This window comes from Pseudomonas sp. 9.3L (assembly GCF_058536285.1).
The window spans coordinates 3,937,661-3,959,459 of record NZ_JBZUBK010000001.1; the positions used below are offsets into that span (position 1 = coordinate 3,937,661).

19 protein-coding genes and 6 pseudogenes are annotated in these 21,799 nt (G+C 57.4%); 9 read left to right on the forward strand and 16 right to left on the reverse strand.

The window, feature by feature from the left end; genetic code table 11:
• Nucleotides 1-17: 17 nt before the first annotated feature.
• The 4 genes from AC4LE2_RS18175 (at nt 18) to AC4LE2_RS18190 (ending at nt 4,952) form a co-directional block, all read left to right on the forward strand.
• Nucleotides 18-1,391: a hypothetical protein gene (locus tag AC4LE2_RS18175; protein ID WP_491827186.1), complete on the forward strand. Its 1,374-nt coding sequence runs from the start codon at nt 18-20 to the stop codon at nt 1,389-1,391.
• A 55-nt stretch (nt 1,392-1,446) separates the two neighbouring features.
• Nucleotides 1,447-2,793, forward strand: a complete 1,347-nt coding sequence (locus tag AC4LE2_RS18180) for a GntT/GntP/DsdX family permease (RefSeq protein WP_491827188.1) — start codon at nt 1,447-1,449, stop codon at nt 2,791-2,793.
• Nucleotides 2,794-2,845: 52 nt separating this feature from the next.
• Entirely contained in the window at nt 2,846-3,682 is an 837-nt protein-coding gene (locus tag AC4LE2_RS18185) for a DeoR/GlpR family DNA-binding transcription regulator (protein WP_491827189.1), read from the forward strand.
• Nucleotides 3,683-3,761: 79 nt separating this feature from the next.
• Nucleotides 3,762-4,952 (forward strand): MFS transporter, encoded by a 1,191-nt coding sequence (locus tag AC4LE2_RS18190; protein ID WP_491827191.1) that lies wholly within the window; start codon nt 3,762-3,764, stop codon nt 4,950-4,952.
• Nucleotides 4,953-5,095: 143 nt separating this feature from the next.
• Here AC4LE2_RS18190 and AC4LE2_RS18195 read toward each other — a convergent pair whose 3' ends face one another.
• The 7 genes from AC4LE2_RS18195 to AC4LE2_RS18225 form a co-directional block, all read right to left on the reverse strand.
• Nucleotides 5,096-5,317 (reverse strand): NAD(P)H-binding protein, encoded by a 222-nt coding sequence (locus AC4LE2_RS18195; RefSeq protein ID WP_491827193.1) that lies wholly within the window; start codon nt 5,315-5,317, stop codon nt 5,096-5,098.
• An 83-nt stretch (nt 5,318-5,400) separates the two neighbouring features.
• Nucleotides 5,401-6,474, reverse strand: coding sequence for an aldo/keto reductase (locus AC4LE2_RS18200; RefSeq protein ID WP_491827195.1), 1,074 nt, complete (start codon nt 6,472-6,474; stop codon nt 5,401-5,403).
• A 157-nt stretch (nt 6,475-6,631) separates the two neighbouring features.
• On the reverse strand, nt 6,632-7,369 hold the full coding sequence (locus AC4LE2_RS18205) for an amino acid ABC transporter ATP-binding protein (protein ID WP_491827197.1): 738 nt from the start codon (nt 7,367-7,369) through the stop codon (nt 6,632-6,634).
• On the reverse strand, nt 7,366-8,868 hold the full coding sequence (gene argH, locus AC4LE2_RS18210) for an argininosuccinate lyase (RefSeq protein ID WP_491827199.1): 1,503 nt from the start codon (nt 8,866-8,868) through the stop codon (nt 7,366-7,368). Before argH ends, AC4LE2_RS18205 begins: the two co-directional genes overlap by 4 nt.
• 2 nt (nt 8,869-8,870) lie before the next feature.
• Nucleotides 8,871-9,551 carry an amino acid ABC transporter permease gene (locus tag AC4LE2_RS18215; protein WP_491827200.1) on the reverse strand — a complete coding sequence of 227 codons (681 nt, stop codon included), beginning with the start codon at nt 9,549-9,551 and terminating at the stop codon, nt 8,871-8,873.
• A 7-nt stretch (nt 9,552-9,558) separates the two neighbouring features.
• Nucleotides 9,559-10,221: an amino acid ABC transporter permease gene (locus AC4LE2_RS18220; protein WP_491827202.1), complete on the reverse strand. Its 663-nt coding sequence runs from the start codon at nt 10,219-10,221 to the stop codon at nt 9,559-9,561.
• A gap of 12 nt (nt 10,222-10,233) precedes the next feature.
• The gene (locus AC4LE2_RS18225; RefSeq protein ID WP_491827204.1) at nt 10,234-11,076 is read right to left on the reverse strand and encodes a transporter substrate-binding domain-containing protein; all 843 of its coding nucleotides are present in this window, start codon (nt 11,074-11,076) and stop codon (nt 10,234-10,236) included.
• 184 nt (nt 11,077-11,260) lie between these two features.
• Between AC4LE2_RS18225 and AC4LE2_RS18230 the strand changes: the two genes are divergently transcribed.
• Nucleotides 11,261-12,178 (forward strand): LysR substrate-binding domain-containing protein, encoded by a 918-nt coding sequence (locus AC4LE2_RS18230; RefSeq protein WP_491827206.1) that lies wholly within the window; start codon nt 11,261-11,263, stop codon nt 12,176-12,178.
• 50 nt (nt 12,179-12,228) lie between these two features.
• Here AC4LE2_RS18230 and AC4LE2_RS18235 read toward each other — a convergent pair.
• Both AC4LE2_RS18235 and AC4LE2_RS18240 read right to left on the reverse strand, forming a co-directional pair.
• Nucleotides 12,229-12,504: pseudogene (locus tag AC4LE2_RS18235) on the reverse strand (RHS repeat protein); the annotation flags it as partial.
• 18 nt (nt 12,505-12,522) lie between these two features.
• On the reverse strand, nt 12,523-12,987 hold the full coding sequence (locus AC4LE2_RS18240) for a YrhA family protein (RefSeq protein ID WP_491827207.1): 465 nt from the start codon (nt 12,985-12,987) through the stop codon (nt 12,523-12,525).
• Between the two features lie 198 nt (nt 12,988-13,185).
• Here AC4LE2_RS18240 and AC4LE2_RS18245 point away from each other — a divergent pair.
• Nucleotides 13,186-14,197: pseudogene (locus AC4LE2_RS18245) on the forward strand (IS30 family transposase).
• Between the two features lie 235 nt (nt 14,198-14,432).
• Here AC4LE2_RS18245 and AC4LE2_RS18250 read toward each other — a convergent pair.
• Nucleotides 14,433-14,888, reverse strand: coding sequence for an SMI1/KNR4 family protein (locus tag AC4LE2_RS18250; protein ID WP_491827208.1), 456 nt, complete (start codon nt 14,886-14,888; stop codon nt 14,433-14,435).
• 2 nt (nt 14,889-14,890) lie between these two features.
• The gene (locus tag AC4LE2_RS18255) at nt 14,891-15,115 is read right to left on the reverse strand and encodes an HNH endonuclease (RefSeq protein ID WP_491827209.1); all 225 of its coding nucleotides are present in this window, start codon (nt 15,113-15,115) and stop codon (nt 14,891-14,893) included.
• On the opposite strand from AC4LE2_RS18255, the gene AC4LE2_RS18260 reads away from it, so the two are divergent.
• On the forward strand, nt 15,071-16,087 hold the full coding sequence (locus tag AC4LE2_RS18260) for an IS30 family transposase (protein WP_491823487.1): 1,017 nt from the start codon (nt 15,071-15,073) through the stop codon (nt 16,085-16,087). The two genes, AC4LE2_RS18255 and AC4LE2_RS18260, sit on opposite strands and share 45 nt — an antisense overlap.
• Nucleotides 16,088-16,363: 276 nt before the next feature.
• On the opposite strand, the pseudogene AC4LE2_RS18265 reads toward AC4LE2_RS18260, so the two are convergent.
• A pseudogene (locus AC4LE2_RS18265) lies at nt 16,364-17,110 on the reverse strand (RHS repeat-associated core domain-containing protein); the annotation flags it as partial.
• A gap of 65 nt (nt 17,111-17,175) precedes the next feature.
• On the opposite strand from AC4LE2_RS18265, the pseudogene AC4LE2_RS18270 reads away from it, so the two are divergent.
• Nucleotides 17,176-18,312: pseudogene (locus tag AC4LE2_RS18270) on the forward strand (IS3 family transposase).
• Nucleotides 18,313-18,390: 78 nt separating this feature from the next.
• Here AC4LE2_RS18270 and AC4LE2_RS18275 read toward each other — a convergent pair.
• Both AC4LE2_RS18275 and AC4LE2_RS18280 read right to left on the reverse strand, forming a co-directional pair.
• Nucleotides 18,391-18,810, reverse strand: coding sequence for a hypothetical protein (locus AC4LE2_RS18275; RefSeq protein ID WP_491827211.1), 420 nt, complete (start codon nt 18,808-18,810; stop codon nt 18,391-18,393).
• Nucleotides 18,811-19,161: 351 nt separating this feature from the next.
• Nucleotides 19,162-19,588: pseudogene (locus AC4LE2_RS18280) on the reverse strand (PAAR domain-containing protein); the annotation flags it as partial.
• Between the two features lie 6 nt (nt 19,589-19,594).
• Here AC4LE2_RS18280 and AC4LE2_RS18285 point away from each other — a divergent pair.
• A pseudogene (locus AC4LE2_RS18285) lies at nt 19,595-20,003 on the forward strand (IS3 family transposase); the annotation flags it as partial.
• Nucleotides 20,004-20,089: 86 nt separating this feature from the next.
• Here AC4LE2_RS18285 and AC4LE2_RS18290 read toward each other — a convergent pair.
• Nucleotides 20,090-20,671 (reverse strand): Imm5 family immunity protein, encoded by a 582-nt coding sequence (locus AC4LE2_RS18290; protein ID WP_491827213.1) that lies wholly within the window; start codon nt 20,669-20,671, stop codon nt 20,090-20,092.
• A gap of 75 nt (nt 20,672-20,746) precedes the next feature.
• A complete protein-coding gene (locus AC4LE2_RS18295; protein WP_491823487.1) occupies nt 20,747-21,763 on the reverse strand; it encodes an IS30 family transposase in 1,017 nt (338 codons plus the stop codon).
• Between the last annotated feature and the right edge of the window lie 36 nt (nt 21,764-21,799).

The window sequence follows — 21,799 nt, forward strand, 5'->3', positions numbered from 1 at the left end:
GCTATGTGAGGACAACCATGAACTTCGAACTGCTGTTCGCCGACAAGGCGGGCACCACGGTGCGCTACGCACTCACCGGCGCCAAAGGGGGCTTCTCCCGCACCCTGTTAGCCCAGACCCGCCTGATGCCTGCGTTGTTGCCTGCCATCCTCTGCGACCTGGACATTACCGGCCTGCGCGACCTGTGCCTGGAACTCGGCTATGCCGTCGAAGACCTGGTGGAATGCCAGGACGCCACCGCCGTGGCTCAAGCGCCGGCCAATGCCATTGTATTGATAGCCGATGTTGCCCTGCTCGACGCCGCTCGTTACGACATTCTGGTAGAAGCCACGGGTAACCCTGCCATTGGCCACCGCGTGGCACGTCGAGCGTTGCAGGAAGGCCGGCACGTAGCGATGGTCAGTAAAGAAGTGGACTCCGTAGCCGGTATCGCCCTGTCGCGCCTGGCTGCTCAACACCAGGTGGTGTACACCACAGCCGATGGTGACCAGCCTGCCAACCTGATCGGTTGGGTAAGCTGGGCCCGTACATTGGGGTTGGATATCGTAGCCGCTGGCAAATCCAGCGAATACGACCTGGTGTTCAACCCTGAGCAGGGCACCGTCACCCAACTGGACACCACTATTTCGGCGCCGGCCATGGGTGATCTACTGCAACTCGGTGATGACATCCATGCCACCTTGCAGGCACGCCGTGCCGCTTTGGGCGGTCTGAAAACCAGCGCTACGGCCGATTACTGTGAAATGTCAGTAGTGGCCACCAACACCGGCCTGGTGCCGGACGTTGAGTTGCTGCACTACCCTATCGCCCGTACGGCTGAGCTGGCCGACCTCTATGCCCTGCGTGAAGACGGTGGCGTACTCAACGGCAGCGGTGTCATTGAAGTGTTCAACGTGCTGCGCCTGCCCGATGAAGCCAGTTTCGCGGGTGGAGTGTTCGTGGTAGTGCGCACCCATGACGCACCCACTTGGGAATTGCTGGCGCAGAAAGGCCACGTGGTCAGCCGTAACCGCCGCTATGCCTGCCTATACCTGCCTTACCATTTCATGGGCGTCGAAACCCCGATCACGCTGCTCAACGCAGTACTGCACGGGCGCGCCTCGGGCAGCGCCACGCCACACCAATGCGCCGTGCTGGCAGGCCGCACCACCGTGGACATTCCAGCCGGTACGGTGCTGACCATGGGCGGGCACCATCATGATGTAACGGGTGTGCAGGCAGTTCTGCTCAAAGGCACCGAGGCGCCGGCCGACGTAGCGCCCCTGTACCTGGCAGCGCATGCCACCACCACCCGGGCCATTGCTGCGGGCGAGCTGCTGAGCATGGGCGACCTCGCCAATTACGACACCGACCTTGCCAGTGCCTGGAGCGAAGGCTTCGGCAACCATTGATCTCACAGGCGCCGCAGTGGGCGCCTACTTTACCTAGCAGAGTTCCATAACAATTATGACCAGTGAACTGCTTACCTTATTGATGGCCTCCGGGGCCATCGTGGTGCTGATCCTTCTGATCACCCAGCTCAAACTCAACCCGTTTTTGGCGTTGACCCTGTCGGCCCTCGGGCTGGGCCTGGTGGCCGGCGTAGGCGCTAACGAAACCGTTGAAAGCTTTGCCAAAGGCTTTGGTAGTGCCTTGGCCAAAACCGGCCCAGTGATCGGTTTAGGCACCTTGCTCGGCGGCATTCTGCTGGGCTCGGGCGGCGCGGACCGCATCGCCAACGCATTCATCGGCCACCGGCCAGTGCAGTACGCGCCCTGGGCCGTGTGTGCCGCGGCCTTGCTGATCGGCATGCCTCACTTGTTCGATGTGAGCTTCATCATGCTGGCCCCGCTGGTGTACACCGTGGCCAAACGTACCAATAGCCACCTGCTGTACATCGGCTTGCCCCTGGCGGCGGGCTTGTATGTCTCTCATGGCCTGCTACCCCCGCACCCCGCCCCTACCCTGGCGGTGGCCGCGTTCCATGCCAACACCGGCTTGACCATCTTTTATGGTTTGCTAATCGCCGTCCCCACGGCCGTCATCTGCGGGCCGCTGTTCACCAAAGCCATCAGCCGCTGGTTCGGCCCTGCGCCAGACCTCTCCGCCGGGCCGGTAGGCGCAACGGAAGACCTTCAGCCACGGCCGGTGTCGCTGGTGCTGTCGATCATCTCGGTGCTGCTGCCGCCCGCTTTGATGCTGATCGGTACGCTGGGCATGGCGTACACCGCCAAGGGCACGTCTGCGTATACCTTCTTTGGCTCGCTGAACAACCCGATCCTCTCGCTATTGGCCGCTGTGATCTTCGCGTTCTTTGCCTTGGGCCTGCGCTCAGGCTTCAACGTTGGCCAAGTGGGCAAGATGGCCAACAAGGGGTTGGCTCCCTTGGGTGCAATCCTGCTGATTCTAGGCGCAGGCGGTGGCTTCAAGCAGATGCTAACGTCTATCCAGCTGGACCAGCTCATCACCCACCACGCCTCGGGCTGGCCGGTGAACCCGCTGATTCTGGCATGGGGCATCGCAGCACTGCTGCGGATTTGTGTCGGCTCGGCTACCGTCGCGACTGTGGCGGCTACGGGTATCGTCGCGCCGCTGGCGCTGGTGCATCCTGGGTTGTCGCCTGAACTGCTGGTGCTGGCCACGGCCTCCGGCGCGGTGATGCTGTCCCACGTCAACGATTCCGGGTTCTGGCTATTCAAGGAGTACTTCCAATTGAGCGTGGCCCAGACCTTCCGCACCTGGACGTTGATGCTCTCGCTACAGTCAGTGATCGGCCTGCTTGGCGTGCTACTGATCGAAGCTGTGATTCGTTGATATCATTGGCCGCGCCCCGCTTTCCGGGGCGGCCGATCTGGAGCCGCGGCACGTGCCGAACAAAGACGAAAGCGCAGTCAGCAATGGCGCCCCCATCATCCCCGACCAACGCCGTGAGTTGATGTGGCGCCAGTTGCGTCGCCATCAAGTACTGAGCGTTCATCAGCTCACTGAGATGTTTCAGTGCTCGCACATGACCATCCGCCGGGACATCGCCGTTCTTGAGCGCGATGGCCTGGCCTATTCAGTGCCGGGTGGGGTGCGCATCGCCAGCCAGGTGAGCAGCGAACCCAGCCACCAACTCAAGGCTGTGGCCGAGTTGCCGCAAAAGCAGGGGATGGCGCAGCGGGCGGCAGCGCTGCTGCACCCGGACATGACGGTGTACCTGGATGCCGGCACCACCACCCTGTCGCTGGTGCCCTATATCCGCCAGCACCGGGGCATGACCGTGGTTACCAATGACTTCACTATCGTGCAGGCCTTGATGGATGCCACGGAGGTGGAGGTGATCCACACCGGCGGGCAGCTTGACCACCCCAACCGCTCCAGCGTCGGCCCCCTGGCCGCTGCAACCCTCAGGCGAATAGCCACGGACATCGCGTTTATCTCCACAAGCTCATGGGACCTCAAACGCGGCATCACCACCCCGTCGGCCTCCAAGGTAGACGTCAAGCAAGCGGCGATGGATTCAGCCGCCCAGACCGTGTTGATCGCTACCAGCTCCAAGTACGGCACCTTTGGCACCTTCAGGATCGCGCCGCTGGACAGCTTCGACCTGATTATCACTGACACGGCTCTGGCAGAAGCTGCCGCCCTGGGTATTCGTGGGCAGGGGCTGGCGTTGGACCTGGTAGACCCTCTGCACCCAGGCACCCTCGAAGCGGGTTGAGTCACCCCTGCATTGAGCCGTGGCGCCGGCTCGACGGCTGGTATAGGCTCCAGGCCTGACTTCGCTGTAAGGATGCGGCATGATCGCCACCCTCAAGCGCTACCCCCTAGATGTGAACCTGCTCTTGGCGAGCGGGCTGCTGTTGACGCTGGGACGCGCGATCACCCTGCCCTACCTGGTGGTCTACCTGACCACGCATTACGGCTTGAGCGTTTCGCACGTCGGCATGGTGGTGGGTGGTGCGATGATCGCGGGCTCATTGCTGAGCCTGTACGGCGGTTACCTGACCGATAGGCTAAAGCCATTTCGCCTGATCCTTGCATTTACCGGCTGCTTCATCACCGGGTTCGTGGGCATGTGCCTGGCGCCCGGCATTGTGGTGTTCTTCCTGTGCCTGGTGCTGTTCAACTTCGCCTATTCGGTGATCGACGTCGCGGCCAAAGCCACGTTTGGGCGACTGCTGCCCAGCGATGAACAAAGCCGGGTGTATTCCATGCGGTACACCTTGATCAATATCGGCTATGCGGTAGGGCCGTTCATCGGCGCGGGGCTGGCGGAGGTGAGCCTGAAACTGCCCTTCATGATGTCGGCAACGCTGGGTCTTTTGTTCTTCTGTGTATACGCCGCCTACGCGGACCGGGGCCTGGCTCACGCGCCCTCGAACACCCGCCCCTTTTCGTTCGCTCAGGTGGGCGGGGTACTGCTCAAAGACAAGCGCCTGGTGTGCTTTACCGTGGGCGGAATACTCAGCGCGGTAATGTTCGGCCAGTTCGCCGCCTACCTGTCTCAGTACCTGGTGGTAACCACCGATGCCCACCAACTGTATGCCGTTATCACGACATTGCTGGCGGTCAACGGGGGCGTGGTCATTGCACTGCAATACTGGGTAGGCAAGTGCATCGACCAGCGCTACCTCACCCAGTGGCTGATAGGCGGGTTGGCGTTGTTTTTGGCAGGCCTGGTCGGGTTTTCCATGGCCAGCAGCCTGGTGGCTTGGGCCTTGGCCATGGTGCTATTCACGCTTGGGGAGATCATTGTCTTCCCTACCGAGTACATGTTCATCGACCGTATTGCCCCGGTTCACTTGAGGGGGATGTACTACGCCGCGCAAAACCTCTCCAACCTCGGCGCCGCGCTGGGGCCTATTGTGTGCGGGGTCTCGCTGGCCTATTTGCCGCCCTACGCCATGTTCTACGTACTGGCGGCGTTCCTGATCGTGGGCGGCGGGTTGTATGTGCTAGGAGGGTCGATGAGCAATGCCTCCAAGTGATAGCGTTTAGGCCCTCATTGCCGGGGCCCAATCCAGCACGTGCCTGGCTTTTTCGTTGCTCACCGTAGGGTTGTCCTCGACGATGTTAAACACCCCGCCGTCGGCCGCCTGCAATGCCAGCACGGCAGCGCGCGCTGCGGCTTCTACATGTACAGGGCTTGCACCGGCAGTTCGCTGAGTACGGCCAGGCTGGCCACATCGAACACGTTCAGCACCAACCCTGTCGCCCCCATGGCCTCAATGGCTTTTAACTTCTCGGGATGACGAGTAGCGCCGTATACCTTGTAGCCTTCCTCTACCAACAGCGGAAGCAATACCCGGCCAATGACCCCTGAAGCGCCGGCAACGAAAACGGTACGTGACATTGCACATGTCTCCCCTAATGGCCCTGAAGTACGCCAGGGCCTTGACTGTTGCGCTCAACGGCCAGGCCCTGATGGCTAAAAGCTTACTTCTTATTCTGGCCCATGGTTTCCCGGTACATGTCCAGGAACGGCGCTTCGGCAGGGTCGATGCGGTCCATGCCTGCGGCGATCCGGTGCCAGTAGGGGTACTGAGGCGCCAGGCGGGTAGCCTGTTCGATCTGCTTGTAGTCTTCGTCATCGAGCACCAGCTCTACAGCCTTGAGGTTGTCCTTTAGCTGCTCCTCGTTGCGCCCCGCGGTGATTACGCTGGTGATACCTGGGCGGTCTTTGAGCCAGGCGAGGCAGACCCTGGCAATGGAGCAACCATGGCGCTCGCCTACCTGAATCAGGGTTTCGATGATGTCGTAGGCACGCTCTTGATCGTGTACGTAGGGTTCTGGCCAATCATTGCCCTGTCGAGTGCCCGTCGGGGTTTGCTGACCACGGCGCACTTTACCGGTGAGCAACCCTTCCCCAAGCGGGCCCCACACCAGGGTGGCGAACCCTTGGTCGATAGCCATAGGCAGCAGCTCGTACTCAGCCTCACGGGCCTCTGGCGTGTAGTAGATCTGCTGGGATACCGGCTGCTGCCAGCCATTGAGCCGCGCAGCGCCCAGGGTTTTCATCATTTGCCAGGCAGTATAGTTGGAGGTGCCGAAGTAGCGGATCTTGCCGCTTTGCACCAAGTGGTCCAGCGCCGCCAAGGTTTCTTCGACCGGGGTAACCCCATCCCAGTTATGGATCTGGTACAGGTCGATGTGGTCGGTACCGAGGCGTTTGAGGCTGGCCTCACAGGCACGGATCAAATGGTAGCGGGAGGCACCGCTGTCGTTGCGGTCTTCGCTCATCGGGCTGCGGGCCTTGGAGGCCAGAATGATGGAGTTGCGCCGCTCACCCAATGCCTGGCCGACGATTTCTTCCGCCAGGCCGTGGGAATACAGATCTGCCGTATCGACCATGTTCACGCCGGCGTCGAATGCCAGGTCAAACATGCGAGCTGCCTGGCTGGCGTCTACGCTGCCAGTTTTTTCGAAACTTCCGCGCCCGCCGAAGGGCACCGTTCCTATGACCAGCTCAGAGACGAGCAAACCGGTATTGCCTAGCGCACGATACTTCATAGGGTTCTCCTTTAAGGCATGAATCAAGGAGAGAGGCACCAGGCGCGTGGCCCCCTCTCCCCAGCACCGACGCCCCAAGGAGGTGAAACGTTCAACCTGGTCTGCGATGCGCGGATGACGATCCGCTCAGCCTACGACGGGAAGCACCTGCCAGCGCCTAGAGCACATTCGCCAAAAACTGCCGCGTGCGCGCCTCCTTCGGCTGGCTGAACAACTCGGCCGGCGGCGCGGTTTCGACCACTTGGCCTTTATCGAAAAACACCACGCGGTCCGCCACCTCGCGAGCGAACCCCATCTCGTGGGTAACCACGATCATGGTCATGCCTTCCTGCGCCAGCACCTTCATCACGTTGAGCACGTCGTTCACGGTCTCAGGGTCCAGGGCGGACGTGGGCTCGTCGAACAGTAGCAACTTAGGCTTCATCGCCAGCGCCCGGACGATCGCAACGCGCTGCTGCTGGCCGCCGGACAACTCCGACGGGTAGCTGTCTGCCTTGTGTTGCAAGCCGACGCGGTCCAGCAGGGTCAGCGCGGTTTCCCGGGCCTGGGCCTTGCTCATGCGTTTGAGCTTGACCGGCGCCAGCATCATGTTGGCCAGCACGGTCATGTGGGGGAACAGGGTGTAATCCTGGAACACCATGCCCACGTCTTCACGCAGCCGGGCCATGGCCTTGCGGTCACCGGCCTGGGCCGCGCCACCACCATCAATGACCACCTCCCCTGCCGAAGGGTCTTCGAGGCTGTTCAAGCACCGAATGAAAGTGGACTTGCCGGAGCCGCTGGGGCCGATGATGACCACCACTTCGCCAGCTTCTACGTCCAGATCCACGCCCCTGACCACCTCATGTTCGCCGAAGCGTTTGCGCAGCCCGCGCACGGTGAGCATACGGCTCATTGCGCAGCCTGCGCCCGGGTGGCGTGGTTCAAGCGTTGCTGGGCAAGGGCGAAACGCTCGCGGCTGGCGTGATTGGCCGCGCGGGCCGTAGCCAGGCGTGCAGTCGCACGTTGCACGGCCGGAAGCAGCTCAGCCCGCGCCGGGCCACCGGCAGAGGCACGGGACTGCACATTAGCGGCAGGGTCCAGGCACTGGCGCACCTGCTCAGGGTCCAGTTGCAATGCATGGCCCAGTTGTTCATGGGCACAGGTGTCGAGCATGGCGGTGTCGATGCGATATGCAGGCAGCCCTGCATCCAGGGCCATGCGCACGGCCGCGCCCACGATGTGGTGCGCCTCGCGGAAGGACAGGTCTGCCTCGCGCACGATCAAGTCCGCCAAGCCAGTGGTGGTGGAAAAATCTTCGCTCGCCTTTCTAAGCGCGGGTGCTACGTTCGGGGTAGCCGTGCGCACGACCAAGGCCAACAGCTTGAGACAACGCTGGGTTTCTTCGGCCGCTTCCCAGAAGCCTCGGGTGCCCTCGCGGTTGGCGTCGCCCGTGTGAGAGAAGTTAGTCCCTTTGAGTGTGGTACTGGCGCCCATCAGCAGGCCCACGATGTGCCCGCTACGGCCTTTGAGGTACTCCAGCACCGTGGGGTTTTTCTTCTGGGGCATGATGCTGGAGGTGGCTGCCACGCTGTCGGGGAAATCGATCAGGCCGAACTCATGGGTGCTCCACACGAAGTAGTCTTGGGCCACGCGGCTCCAGAACACCGCTAGCAGGCTCAGGTGCGAAAGGCTTTCGAGAATGAAATCCCGCGACCCTACCGCGTCCAGGGCGTTGTCCACATAACCGTCGAACCCTAACAGCTCGGCGGTGCGGGCCCGGTCGATGGCAAAGGGGGTGCCGGCGAAGGCCGCAGCGCCCAAGGGGCTTTGGTTCATGGAGATGAGGGTTTGCTCAAGGCGGTGGCAATCCCTGGCCAGCGCCTGCTCGACCGCCGCCAGGTAGTAGCCATAGGTGATTGGCTGTGCCGGCTGGAGGTGGGTGTAGCCCGGCATGGTCACGTCGGCATAACGTTCGGCATTGATCAGTGCCTGCTCGCGGACGTCATACAGGCCGTCGATCAGGTCCATCAACACCTGTCGGCAGCGCAACCGGTCAAGGGTCGCGAGCAGGTCGTTGCGGCTGCGGCCGGTGTGCAGGCGCCCGCCGATGTCTGCGCCTATCTGCTCGATCAGGTGCGCCTCGTAGTTGAAGTAGGCATCTTCGCGGGAAGGGTCTAGGGTGACGGCCTCAGGGCCGGCGGCTTCCATGGCCAATACGCCTCGGGCCAGGGTGGCGGCGTGTTCAGGGCGAATCAGGCCGCGTTCGGCCAGCATCACGATGTGCGCCTTGTTGATATCCCCCAGCGCGGCAAAGCCACTGGCAAACCCTTCCAGCCGTGGCCGGTAGATGAATTCGTTGACTTCAGGGGCGGTGGTTTCTTTCAGGCGACGGCTGACTTTGGATTCTTGCACGGTCAAACACCTCTTGCTCGCGACGCTGGACTGCCCAGCCGACGCTCCAGATAACGACTGAACCCGCTCAATGAAGAACAGATAACGAAATACACCAGCAACACCATGCCGTACACGCTGAACGCAGGGCTTACCCCTGTCATCACGGTGGACCGCTCGATGATGATTTGCCCCACCTTGAGGAACTCCCCTACCCCTACCAGTGCGCCCAGCGAGGTCGCCTGCACCAGCATGGTCAGCAGCCCGGTGTAGGCGGGCAAAATGGCCCGCATGGACTGCGGCCCTATCACGTACAGGTAGACCTGCCAGGGGCGCAGCCCTAGTGCCCAGGCACTCTTCCACTGATGCCGAGCCACCGACTCCAAGCCACCGCGTATCACCTCAATGCCGTTGGCGCTGCCCCAGAGGGTCAGGCCAGTGGTGACTGCCGCGAAGGGGCTCAGGTCCAGGCCCAGCATGGGGGCGCCAAAGAAGATAAAGAACACGTTGACGATCAACGGGATCGACCGGAACAGCTCCACATACGCGTGAATCGCCCAGCGCAACGCCCGGTTCGGTAGCGTGGCCAGCACGCCGAACACCGCTGAAATCAGGGTGGTGAACAGCAGAATCACCAGTGCCAGGCGCAGGGTCATCCACAGGCCCTTGGCAACGAAACCCCAGTTCTCGATCAAAAAATCCATCAGCGCCTCACTGCCGGAACGGCCGCTGTAAATGGGCAGACAGCCGCCCGGTCACCAAGGACAGCAATGCCACCAGCCCCAGGTACAACACGCAGATCGCGCTGAACATTTCGATAGCGCGGAAATCCGTGGCGATACGGTCCACTGCCACGAAGGTCAGCTCGGCCAAGCCAATGGCCTGTAGGTAAGAGGAGTTCTTCAGCAGTGAAATGGCGGTGTTGAGCATGGCCGGCAAGCTGGTGCGGAATGCGATAGGCAAGGCAATTAGATAGAAGTAATGCACAGGCCGCAGGCTAAGGGCGAAGGCGGCTTCACGCATACCCCACTCCACGGTTGCCAGGCCACCGCGCACATTTTCCACTTGATAGGCGCCTGCCCACAGCGACAGGCACAACACCCCAGACCAGAACAGCGAGAGCTCCATGCCTACGGCGGGCAAGCCATAGAAGATGAAGAACAACTGCACCAGGATGGGGGTGTTGCGCACCACCTCTACGTAGAGCGCAACCACCGGGGACAGCAGCGGAATGCGCAGCGCCCGCGCCCCGCCCCCCAGTACCCCTATCAGTACCGAGCACAGAATGGCCAACAGCGAGACGCGCAGGGTCATCAACACCCCATCGAGTAACGCAGGCCACTGGGCCAGTAAGTAATTGACGTCGAAGTCCATGGCGGTGCCTGCTTAAAGTGCTTCGGCCGGCTTGGGCTGTTCGAACACGCTCAGGTAATAGGACTGAATGTTCTCTGGCACATAGGCCTGCACCCAGCCACGGAACAGTTTCTCTTCGTGCATGCGGGCCACGGCTGCGCTGAGGTAGTCGCGCCAGGCGGCTTCGTTCTTGCGCACACCGATGGCGGCATCGGATATCTGGAAGGGCTCGCCGATCAGGCGCACCTTGTCATCGTTGGCCGCTACCACGACCAAGGTGGCCGCGTCGTGGGTGTAGGCATCGGCACGGCCTTGACGGAAGGTCTGCAGGGCATCAGCGGCGCTGTTCATGCGCAACGTCTTGACCTCGGGCATATGGTCTTCGAACCATTTGGCCTGAACCGAGCCTTTGAGGGTGGCCAGCGTCTTGCCTTTGAGTTCGGCCACCTTGTTGATGTTGCTGGCCTTGTTCACCAGCACATCGCTTGCACCCCACCGGTAGGGGGTGGTGAAGTCGATGACCCGCTGACGCTCCGGGCTCACCCCAAGGGTTGCGATCAGCAGGTCGACCTTACGCCCCAACAACTGCGGTACGCGGTTTTCTGCCGTTACGCAGGTGAAGGTCACTTTGTCCTTGGAGCCCAGTGCCCATTCGGCGATCTGCCGGGCCATCTGCACTTCTACGCCTGCAAACTCGCCACTCCCGTCCTGGAAACCATAGGGCGGCTGGTCACAGCGCACGCCTGCTCGCAACTGTTGGGCGTCTTTGATCTCATCTGGCACCGCAGGCATTTCGGCAGCGTTGGCGACACTCAAGCCTTGAGTAGCCAAGGCCAACGCTAGGGCGGTGATGAAGGGTTTGATTGACAACGACATAGTGCCTCCTGGTCGGTATTTGCGCGCTCGGGTATGGGCAGTGCAACGGACAACAGTCATGGCAGACAGAAGGAGGGGCGTTGGTGTGGCATCTGCGTGCCTTTGGTGTAGAGAGTTATAAACACTCTGGATCATACCAACCAATCAAATTACAGTAGTGGCCCATACCAATTTGATATGTCTTATGAATTTCAAGCAGATCGAAGCGTTCCGCGCGGTGATGTTGAGCGGTTCCATGACCGCCGCCGCTGAATCTTTGCACACGTCTCAGCCCAATATCAGCCGCTTGATCGCACAGCTGGAACGCGCGAGCGGCTTGAAATTGTTTGAGCGCAACGGCAGCCGCTTGCAACCTACGGACGAGGCGGCGGCGCTATTTGGCGATGTCGAGCGGGCGTTCGTGGGATTGCAGAGCATCGAAGACGCCGCTCATAACATTCGCCAAGGAGGCAGCGGGCGGTTGCGCATCGCGGCAGTACCCTCGTTGTCCCTCACGCTGCTGCCCAAGGTAATTCAGCGATTCCGCAAGCAATACCCCGATGTAGCGATTTCTATCCACACCAATGACTCCCCCGCCGTCGCCCGCTGGACGGCCTCACAGTTCTGTGACTTGGGGCTGGTGTCTTATGTGGGGGAGGAAACGCCTGGGGTGATTCCTCAAGTGCTGTGCAATGTGCCGGGCGTGTGTGTATTTCCCCACGGGCACCGGCTGGGAGCGCTCAGCACCGTGAAGCCTGAGGACATGAAGGGCGAGGAATTCATTTCACTGCTGCACAACGATGGCTCACGCACCCGGGTGGACCGCCTGTTTCCCGAGACCAAGGGCTACCGCCGCATGAACCTGGAAACCCCGTATGCCGCCACCATCTGCTCGCTGGTGGGGCTGGGGCTGGGGGTAAGCATCGTTAGCCCCTTGGTGGCGCAGGAGTACCGGCATATGGGAATCGACACCCGCCCGTTCGAACCTACGATTCGCTTTACAACCTACCTGCTACTGCCGAGCGACCGGCCGCACGGGCTGCTGACCCAGCGGTTTGCACAGTTGATCGGGGAGATGTTGGCAGAGGCGACTGAGCCTTGGCGATGTGTGGCCTTGGAGTAGATCGGGTCAGTTGCTGCGCTAGTAAGGGGGCCGTGCAGGTCGCCTTTGGGTTCATATTTGTAGGTAACAGTGTGCCCGCTGGCATCCTGCCGCCATTTGGGCAGGCCACGGCCATTGCGCAGCAGTTGGGGGGTCTGGCCCTTGCCGTCGGTGTGGGTGAGCACTTGGCCCAGTTCGTTGTAGGTAACGGCTTCGCAAGTGCCGTCTGGGTGGTTGCTGCGCAGTACTTCGCCGTCCGGCTTGCGCTCAAGGGTTGTGGTCTGGTTGAGGGCGTTGGTCACGGTTACCAGGTGGTGGCGTTCGTTATAGCGGTAGTGGGTGCTTTTGCGCTTAACCTGAGGACATCAAACGCGTGCCAACATTAGTTCAACCATATATTCGAAAAGATCTAAAAAACCCTCGAATTCTTCATAAATGTTATCGAAAGCTTGTTTATCTCTAACTTGATATTTATCATTGCGAATATCAAAAACATAGACATCTTGATCGCTATCCCCAAAAAATATAAAATCTTCCATTCCGTCTACTTCTCTCGACAGCAGATTCATTTCAATAAAATCCAGCGAATATCCATCGCTGGCAGGAATTAATTGCGGCCTGGTAGAATAAAGAAATACGCCTTCAACTACTATGCCATCAAATCTTTCTAAGATATCAGTATATTGAACTGGCGGCAAAAATCTCAGCTCAACTTTACATCGAGCAATAAATAAATCAATTTCAACTTGAGGAGCACCACCGATGAAAACAAAGCCATCGCCTGCATACTTACTAATTAGGAAATCTATTTTCTTAAGCAAAGTTCTCATGAAAGCCTCTAAAACAAGGGTGGAGGGTATACTTCAACATCAATCATCGGCCAGTTCAAAATTTTACTTTGCCCAGACAAAATACCCCTAGCCATATAATTTTGATAGTTTGTTATTGCTTTGTGATAGGGATCATTTTTTATTAAAGGCGGCCGCAAAAACTGAGTGCAACACCTCTACCTCCGGTAAGGTGCCGCGATGTCTTATACCGAGCTCAGCATCGAAGAACGTGTAGCCATTCAAATTGGCCAATATCAACGCCTCAACCAGCGTGAAATCGCACGGCTGATCGGGCGCAGTCCATCGACGGTCAGCCGTGAATTGCGTAGAAACCAGTCCCCCTCCGGGGCTATGTGGCGTGTGAGGCGCAGACCTTTACCCGTGCCCGTCGAAAGGCCTGCTGCCCTGCTAGGAAGCTCGTACCGGGCAGTGAGCGGTTTGAACTGGTCGTCTACTTGCTTCGAGAAGGCTTTTCTCCCGAGCAGATCGCGGGCAAGCTGCGGCGTAGGAAAATCAATTTTGAAGACGCTTACGTCTGCCGGGAAACAATCTACAACGCTATTTACGCACTGCCTGTAGGCGAGCTGCGCAAGGAGCTGTCGTGTGTCTGCGCCAGGGGGAAAGCACCCGTCGGCCGCGTAGCGGCGGTGTTGATCGGCGCGGTCAGATCCCGGACATGGTGAGCATCCACGTTCGCCCGCCGGAGATTGAAGACCGTCAGATGCCCGGCCAGTGGGAGGGCGATTTGATCAAGGGCAAGGACAACGCCTCGGCGGTTGGTACGCTTGTAGAACGCACCAGCGGTTATCTGATGCTGGTCAAGATGCGTGATGCCACCGCCACGTCGGCGGTTGAAGGGTTCAGTGCAGCGCTGAACAGCATGCCGCTGGTGGTGCGCAAAAGCATGACTTATGACCAGGGCCGCGAGATGGCGAAACATGCCGAATTGACCCAGAAGACCGATGTAGCCATTTACTTCTGTGATCCGCACAGCCCTTGGCAACGCTGCAGCAACGAGAATATCAATGGTCTGATTCGTCAATACCTGCCTAAAGGCACGGATTTGTCGAAGCACAGCCAGCAAGACCTGGACGCTATTGCGTATCGACTGAACATCCGCCCTCGTAAACGCTTCGATTTCAAATGCCCGATTGAAGTCATTACTGAGGTGATGGGCATGTATCATGATTCACCCACTTCAATTCAGTAATGGTGTTGCACTCGGTTGCTGCAACCGCCATATTTTAAAATGCTGGGTACAGCACAGGCTGCCGGGCTAAATATGGATTTTTTAATGAAATCACTGACGCGAACGAATGTTTAACTGGTATGCAATAGCACCCAGTTTCTCCTGACTTAGCGTATCAGTCTTTGATGTTTTTTTGCTTCCGCGCTGCCAGGGGGGCTGTTCGGATCTGTTTATTCGTCGCAGCCCCCTCGCACTCTCAGGCATCTACTTGGCACAGATTTAAAATAAAATATTTGAAACTTTTAGCTATAACATAAACATTATCGAACTGAACCTCTTCGTCCTCTTCGTCCTCGTCAGCCTCGGCTTCGTGGTCCCAGAAGTAGACGCCATGAACCCCTCCACTAACGCCAAGCAATATTAGATTTCCTCCAGGATCATTCGCCACCGGTAGTAATCCGTCAGGATATCTGCCTCCGTATATCTCAATATAACCTTCAATTGTTTCAAGCTTATCTCCATACACCGCTAAAAATTTATCAACGCTTGATCCATCATCTCTGAACTCAAAGCCATCTGGCTCTGGATAACCTCCCTGATAAGATTTTATGAAATCACGATAATCAGCGGGGAGTTGTATGCCCAACCTGCTTTCCAAGCCCTTTATATCGTCGTCAGAAAGAACACCCTTAGACCCTTTTATAACTGTCATGATCACCTTCCCGTAGCTATTCCGCCAGTATGCTTTATTGCCGCATGTATATCCGAAGGTATCAACTGCATAAAGCCAGACTCTTGATTATGGTGCCAAGTATAATCAGAAGGTCTTGGATTATATCTATGATAGCGGCAAAAACTGAGTGCAACACCTGACCTTTCCGGTACGGTATGCCTATGTCCTATCAAGAGCTCAACATCGAAGAACGCGTGACCATCCAAATAGGCACTCTTCAGGGCCTGAGCCTGAGGGCCATTGCCAGGATGCTCGACCGAAGCCCTTCGACCATCAGCCGCGAAGTGCGCCGCAACAGTCTGACCGCTCATCGCTATTCAGCCAGCCAAGCCCAGCAACACATGCGCTCTCGCCGCCAGGTCTGCCGCCCTGCGCTAAAGCTGGTCCCAGGCAGCGACCTGTTCGATCTTGTGGTCTATCTGTTGCGACAACGCTTTTCCCCACAGCAAATTGCAGGCAAGCTCAGGTCCATGGAATTTCCTAACTTTGAAGACACCTTCGTCTGTCGCGAGACCATCTACAACGCCATCTATGCGCTGCCAGTGGGCGAGCTTCGCAAGGAACTGATCATCTGCCTTCGCCAAGGCAACACCACCAGGCGCCCACGGTCTGGCGGTGTTGACCGGCGCGGTCAAATCCCTGATCTGGTCAGCATTCACGTACGACCGCCAGAGGTAGAGGATCGGCAAATGCCGGGCCATTGGGAAGGCGATCTCATAAAGGGCAAGGCCAATGCATCGGCTGTCGGGACCCTGGTGGAGCGAAGTACAGGCTATCTGATGCTGGTCAGGATGAACGATGCGACGGCCACCTCGGCTGTTGAGGGCTTTAGTGCGGCATTGAATCGTATGCCACTGGCGGCGCGTAAAACGCTGACGTATGACAGGGGTCGTGAAATGGCGCGGCACGCTGAAATCACCCAGCGCACTGGCGTGGCGATCTACTTCTGCGACCCGCACAGCCCTTGGCAGCGGGGCAGCAACGAAAACATTAACGGATTGATCCGCCAGTATTTGCCTAAGGGAGCCGATCTGTCAGGTGTAAGTCAGGAGCAACTGGATGCCATTGCGTACCAGTTGAACATCCGTCCGCGTCAGCGATTTGATTACAAATGCCCCATTGAAATGATGACGGCTATGATGGCTAAGCATCACCAGCCCCCCTCCTTAACTCAATAGCTGTGTTGCACTCAGCCTTGGCAACCGCCTATTATACCCTGCGACTCTATCCGCCCTTGTGAAATCTATTGCTCGCGTTCGACCCAATTCTATACGAACGTTTTTTATGGAGTATCTAGAGAAATCAGGAAATCCGGCATGGTTAAACGGCACACTATGTGGATACTTATGCCTTATCCAAACTGGGATATTTTCGATCGGGTATATTTTTCCGGCATACCTACTATTTATAGGTAACCTCTCATTTATAGGCTTAACCATTTTTGATGAGAGACCGCAGCTCAGGCCCCAAGGATCAACCCACCCAACCGGACTAGGCGCATACTGATATAAATTATCCCCACCTGATAGCCCAATCGGGTCCTGCGTTATAAACCGCCCCACCTCCGGATCGTAGTACCTGAACGTATTGTAGTGCAGCCCCGTCTCATCGTCGAAGTACTGACCCTGGAAGCGCAGATTCTGCTCGACTTGATTGACCGCCAGGCGCTCGAGGGTGCCCCACGCTCGGTAGGTGGCTTGCCACACGATCTCGCCTTGGGCATTAGTCATCTCCAGCGGCGTGCCGATCTGGTCGGTGTGGAAGTAGTAGAACTTCTGCTCCTCCCCTTCGGCTTGGTCCACCCGCGCCAGCGGCGCGTAGCTGCCGGGCTCGTAAAGATAAAGGCTGCTCTGCCCTGGGCTTTCTTCCCGCAGCAGACGCAGGCCTTGCCAGAGGAAGCGTTTGTCTTCGGTTTTGCCGTTGATTTGGGACGTTTTACCGACCCTGCGCCCGAGGCTGTCGTAGCGGTAGGTGCCGATGCTTTCCAGGCGGCTTTGAATTTGCGTTTCGGCGCGTACCAGTCGGTTTTCACAGTCGTAGCTAAAGGTTTGTAGCCTGCTGTGGCCGGTGCGTTTCTCGATCAGGTTGCCCCAGGGGTCGTAGCGGTATTCCTGGTCGCGCCAGGTGGTGAGGCGGTTGTCTTTAACGTGGTCGAACTTGCGGGCGTTGAAGTTCAGGCGGTTGGCAGCGGGGTCGTAGCGACGTCTCCCCCGACTTGAGTAGCGCCCAGCTTTAGAGTCCAATCCCAGCAACCAGGAGATTGGACATGAAGAAGCGTTTCACCGAAGAGCAAATCATTGGCTTCCTACGCGAAGCTGAAGCCGGGCTACCGGTTAAGGAACTGTGCCGCCAGCACGGCTTCTCGGAGGCCAGCTATTACCTGTGGCGTAGCAAGTTCGGCGGCATGAGCGTGCCGGACGCCAAGCGCCTCAAGGAGCTTGAGGCCGAGAATGCGCGGCTCAAGCGCATGCTGGCCAATGCCATGCTTGAGAATGAAATCACCAAAGAGGCACTGCAAAAAAAGTGGTGACCGCACCGGCAAAACGCGAGTTGGTGCGGTACATGGCCCAGCGTGGCCTAAGTGAACGTCATGCACTGCGAGTCATTCGTATGAGCGCCAGCGCGTTGCGCTACCAGCCCAGGCCGGATCGCAACCATGCGTTGCGCGAGCGCATCGTAGCGCTGGCGCATCGTAGCGCTGGCCCATCGGCATCGCCGCTACGGCGCCGGCATGATCTATTTGAAGCTGCGCCAGGCCGGTGAGGACGTTAATCACAAGCGCGTCGAGCGTCTGTACGCCGAGGCGCGGCTGCAGGTCAAAAGACGCAAACGCAAAAAGGTACCGCTCAGTGAGCGGCAGCCTCTAGGCCGCCCACAGGCTGCCAATCAGATCTGGTCGATGGACTTCGTGTTTGATCGCACGGCTGAGGGACGTGTTATCAAGAACCTGACGGTGGTCGACGATGCCACCCATGAGGCTGTTGCGATCGTGCCGGAGCGAGCTATTGGCGGGCACGCCTTGACTCGCATTCTGGATCGGCTGGCCCTCCTGCGCGGGCTCCCGAAAGCAATCCGCACAGACAATGGCAAAGAGTTCTGTGGTCGCGCCATGTTGCTGTGGGCTCAGTTGCGTGGCGTAAAACTGTTTTTGATTGAGCCGGGCAAACCGAATCAAAACGCTTATATCGAATCATTCAACGGGCGCTTCCGTGATGAGTGCCTGAACGAGCACTGGTTCACCAGCCTGCCGCACGCCCAGGTGGTCATCGAAGCGTGGCGCCGGGAATACAACGAGGAAAGGCCAAAGAAGGGTCTCGGCGGATTAACCCCGTCTGCCTATGCCAAGCAACTGACCGCGAAAGCCGTTACATTGACCCAGGACTCTAAAGCCAGCTGCTACTGAGGACGGGGAGACGTCGGCAGCACCTTACTTTGGATATTGCACTTGATTACTGAACGCCACCCAGCCACTACAAAGATTCTATTCAAAATCTTCAAAATCGGCATGATGCAACTGACCAGATTCAAACACACCCTTTGCTTTCTGTGAAATGACAAGGCGATTATCTAAGGCTAATCCCAGGTCGTCGACTCCCGGAGAGCCACCGATTTTCAACCATAAAAATTCTGGAAGTAAAAGATTTGGATTCACTTCGCGGAACTCATCAGAGACAGTTATCAAAACCCGATCAAGAGAAAACCCAGAAATTTTTTTATCCAGCATTTTTCTAGCCAATGACTTAGTAACAATAAAGCACGGAAAACTTTCCAAAATTTCATCACCAAGCCATCCGCCGAACCTGTACTCTAGGCTAGATACAATAGGCGGATGGCAAGACGTATCTATAACAGTACTATCTCCAAGCCCACCACCGACCTCAGGTTCAACAAAATAAAACATAGAGCCTCCGAACTTATCTTACAGGTGGATCAAATTGGGACCCGATCATACTATCGATTTCTGTTGCTTTGTCCAGTAGTTGCTGCTTAGTAGGAGTAGGCGTCTGCCTATAGAACCTATTCCACTCTTTTTGTATAAAGCTCAAGTGGAGTTCGGAATTTTTTCTTTAGGTATTTCCCTTAAATTTTCGAGCGAATGCAATTCTTCATTTTTGACAAGTCCTGGATATCGTTTTTGAACTTGCTGTTCAACTGCATGATGAACAACCACCTTACCCTTTAGGTCAGGGTACTCCTCAAAGAAGTTTGCCTTGTAATCATCTGAGCTTGCTTTCCCGAATGTTGCCTTTAATTCTCTGGAAACAATCCGCACATTCCCAAAATTCGACCCCAGGCCCTGCGTCTTGATCTCATACCGAGCATCAAACCACTTACCGCCTTTAGCGCCTAGCCCGCCACCAAGCAAACGCTCCCCCGAGCGTCATCAGCGTTTGCCCGTCAGAGCCGGCGCCGAATAGTTTGCCCTCCGTCCAGTTACCGGCTGTTCCGCCCGCAATGCCGCCTGCCAGGCCCGCGATCACAAGAATGGGGCTGGCGAGCACGAAGGCGCTGCCCAGGCCTCCCCCCAACACGCCCCGCGCAAGCCATTCCGGAACTTCTGGGCTGATGGCATCAGTGGTTTGAGTATCCCCGCCAATGAAAACGTTTCCCGACCCCGCGCTTATTTTGGCATCGCAGACTGTTCGGTCACCGACACGGGCAGCGGGCATACTGTTGATGGAAAAGATCTTTACTCGCGCAAGATCGTGGGCTGGTTGATGGCGCCGCACATGCACGCAGAGCTGGTAAACAGCGCGTTGCAGCTGGCGATAACGCAGCGTGCTCCACCACCTGGCTTGATCGTGCACACCGACCGTGGCAGCCAATATGCCAGTGCTTCCCATCGCGAACTGCTGAGCCGCCATGGAATGCGTCAGAGCATGAGCCGAAAAGGCGACTGCTGGGACAACGCAGTGATGGAACGGTTTTTCCTGAGCCTGAAAATGGAACGGGGTATGGCGTCAGAACTATGCAAACCAAGCTGAGGCGATCAAGGATGTGACAGCCTACATCGTACGGTTCTACAACAGCGAACGACTGCACTCAACGTTAGACCATCAAGCGCCGAATGAGTACGAGCGGCTAGCGGGCTAGACACCACCTATTGAGGTGTCCGGGAAAACTTGACCACTACAAAACTCCGTTGCGAAGCAATGAGCTTTTTTTGGTGGTCTTAAGGATTAAAAAATCTCACGCACTGCTTTGGATAGATACCACTTCCAAAATTGGCGGCGATACTCCGGATCTCCATCCTCAGCCAGACCTTTTGCAAATGCTGATGCTACTAGATAGCTTGGTTCAAACGCATCCGGATCAAGCTCATAGTCATCTGTATCATCACCAGCAATTAAATTAAATTCATCTATTGCTGTAACTATTGTGTTCGCTGCAGCATGCCCGACAAACATAGCGGGATACTCTTCAGGTTCATACTCTCGATCTTCAACTACCGCAACGTAAAAATCATCCCTAATAGCCAGAGCCTTTTCTTCGGGAATTTCACCAATAGCAACTTTATCCGCAACTTCAAGAATCTCATTGAGTTCATCGACACCTCCAAACTTTCGCTCCCAGATTGATGCACTGTGTTTCACACAAACAGAATCTAGTCTCGTGAGGGAAATTTTCTTATCGAGTTGGGATTGCCCCTCCGTGAGGGTTTCCCATAAAAGGCGTCTTAACGGCAATGCTAATTCCCCAGCAGGAGACTGCTCCACCTTAATAAAAAGCTCATTTACTAGTTCTTCAGATTTTTTATTCATTTTTACCTCAAAAATATTTCGACACTGCCGTCAGGTTTAAAAACCCGGCGGTTGCCAAGGCTGAGTGCAACACAGCTATTGAGTTAAGGAGGGGGGCTGGTGATGCTTAGCCATCATAGCCGTCATCATTTCAATGGGGCATTTGTAATCAAATCGCTGACGCGGACGGATGTTCAACTGGTACGCAATGGCATCCAGTTGCTCCTGACTTACACCTGACAGATCGGCTCCCTTAGGCAAATACTGGCGGATCAATCCGTTAATGTTTTCGTTGCTGCCCCGCTGCCAAGGGCTGTGCGGGTCGCAGAAGTAGATCGCCACGCCAGTGCGCTGGGTGATTTCAGCGTGCCGCGCCATTTCACGACCCCTGTCATACGTCAGCGTTTTACGCGCCGCCAGTGGCATACGATTCAATGCCGCACTAAAGCCCTCAACAGCCGAGGTGGCCGTCGCATCGTTCATCCTGACCAGCATCAGATAGCCTGTACTTCGCTCCACCAGGGTCCCGACAGCCGATGCATTGGCCTTGCCCTTTATGAGATCGCCTTCCCAATGGCCCGGCATTTGCCGATCCTCTACCTCTGGCGGTCGTACGTGAATGCTGACCAGATCAGGGATTTGACCGCGCCGGTCAACACCGCCAGACCGTGGGCGCCTGGTGGTGTTGCCTTGGCGAAGGCAGATGATCAGTTCCTTGCGAAGCTCGCCCACTGGCAGCGCATAGATGGCGTTGTAGATGGTCTCGCGACAGACGAAGGTGTCTTCAAAGTTAGGAAATTCCATGGACCTGAGCTTGCCTGCAATTTGCTGTGGGGAAAAGCGTTGTCGCAACAGATAGACCACAAGATCGAACAGGTCGCTGCCTGGGACCAGCTTTAGCGCAGGGCGGCAGACCTGGCGGCGAGAGCGCATGTGTTGCTGGGCTTGGCTGGCTGAATAGCGATGAGCGGTCAGACTGTTGCGGCGCACTTCGCGGCTGATGGTCGAAGGGCTTCGGTCGAGCATCCTGGCAATGGCCCTCAGGCTCAGGCCCTGAAGAGTGCCTATTTGGATGGTCACGCGTTCTTCGATGTTGAGCTCTTGATAGGACATAGGCATACCGTACCGGAAAGGTCAGGTGTTGCACTC

Excerpts from the sequence above, each read along its gene's own strand:
- AC4LE2_RS18180 (WP_491827188.1), top strand. The coding sequence starts at position 1,447 with ATGACCAGTGAACTGCTTACCTTATTGATGGCCTCCGGGGCCATCGTG.
- AC4LE2_RS18200 (WP_491827195.1), bottom strand. The coding sequence starts at position 6,474 with ATGAAGTATCGTGCGCTAGGCAATACCGGTTTGCTCGTCTCTGAGCTG.
- AC4LE2_RS18205 (WP_491827197.1), bottom strand. The coding sequence starts at position 7,369 with ATGAGCCGTATGCTCACCGTGCGCGGGCTGCGCAAACGCTTCGGCGAA.
- AC4LE2_RS18260 (WP_491823487.1), top strand. The coding sequence starts at position 15,071 with ATGTCCTATCAAGAGCTCAACATCGAAGAACGCGTGACCATCCAAATA.
- AC4LE2_RS18190 (WP_491827191.1), top strand. The coding sequence starts at position 3,762 with ATGATCGCCACCCTCAAGCGCTACCCCCTAGATGTGAACCTGCTCTTG.
- AC4LE2_RS18175 (WP_491827186.1), top strand. The coding sequence starts at position 18 with ATGAACTTCGAACTGCTGTTCGCCGACAAGGCGGGCACCACGGTGCGC.
- AC4LE2_RS18295 (WP_491823487.1), bottom strand. The coding sequence starts at position 21,763 with ATGTCCTATCAAGAGCTCAACATCGAAGAACGCGTGACCATCCAAATA.
- AC4LE2_RS18240 (WP_491827207.1), bottom strand. The coding sequence starts at position 12,987 with ATGAGAACTTTGCTTAAGAAAATAGATTTCCTAATTAGTAAGTATGCA.
- AC4LE2_RS18275 (WP_491827211.1), bottom strand. The coding sequence starts at position 18,810 with ATGTTTTATTTTGTTGAACCTGAGGTCGGTGGTGGGCTTGGAGATAGT.
- AC4LE2_RS18290 (WP_491827213.1), bottom strand. The coding sequence starts at position 20,671 with ATGAATAAAAAATCTGAAGAACTAGTAAATGAGCTTTTTATTAAGGTG.
- AC4LE2_RS18230 (WP_491827206.1), top strand. The coding sequence starts at position 11,261 with ATGAATTTCAAGCAGATCGAAGCGTTCCGCGCGGTGATGTTGAGCGGT.
- AC4LE2_RS18250 (WP_491827208.1), bottom strand. The coding sequence starts at position 14,888 with ATGACAGTTATAAAAGGGTCTAAGGGTGTTCTTTCTGACGACGATATA.
- AC4LE2_RS18225 (WP_491827204.1), bottom strand. The coding sequence starts at position 11,076 with ATGTCGTTGTCAATCAAACCCTTCATCACCGCCCTAGCGTTGGCCTTG.
- AC4LE2_RS18220 (WP_491827202.1), bottom strand. The coding sequence starts at position 10,221 with ATGGACTTCGACGTCAATTACTTACTGGCCCAGTGGCCTGCGTTACTC.
- AC4LE2_RS18195 (WP_491827193.1), bottom strand. The coding sequence starts at position 5,317 with ATGTCACGTACCGTTTTCGTTGCCGGCGCTTCAGGGGTCATTGGCCGG.
- AC4LE2_RS18215 (WP_491827200.1), bottom strand. The coding sequence starts at position 9,551 with ATGGATTTTTTGATCGAGAACTGGGGTTTCGTTGCCAAGGGCCTGTGG.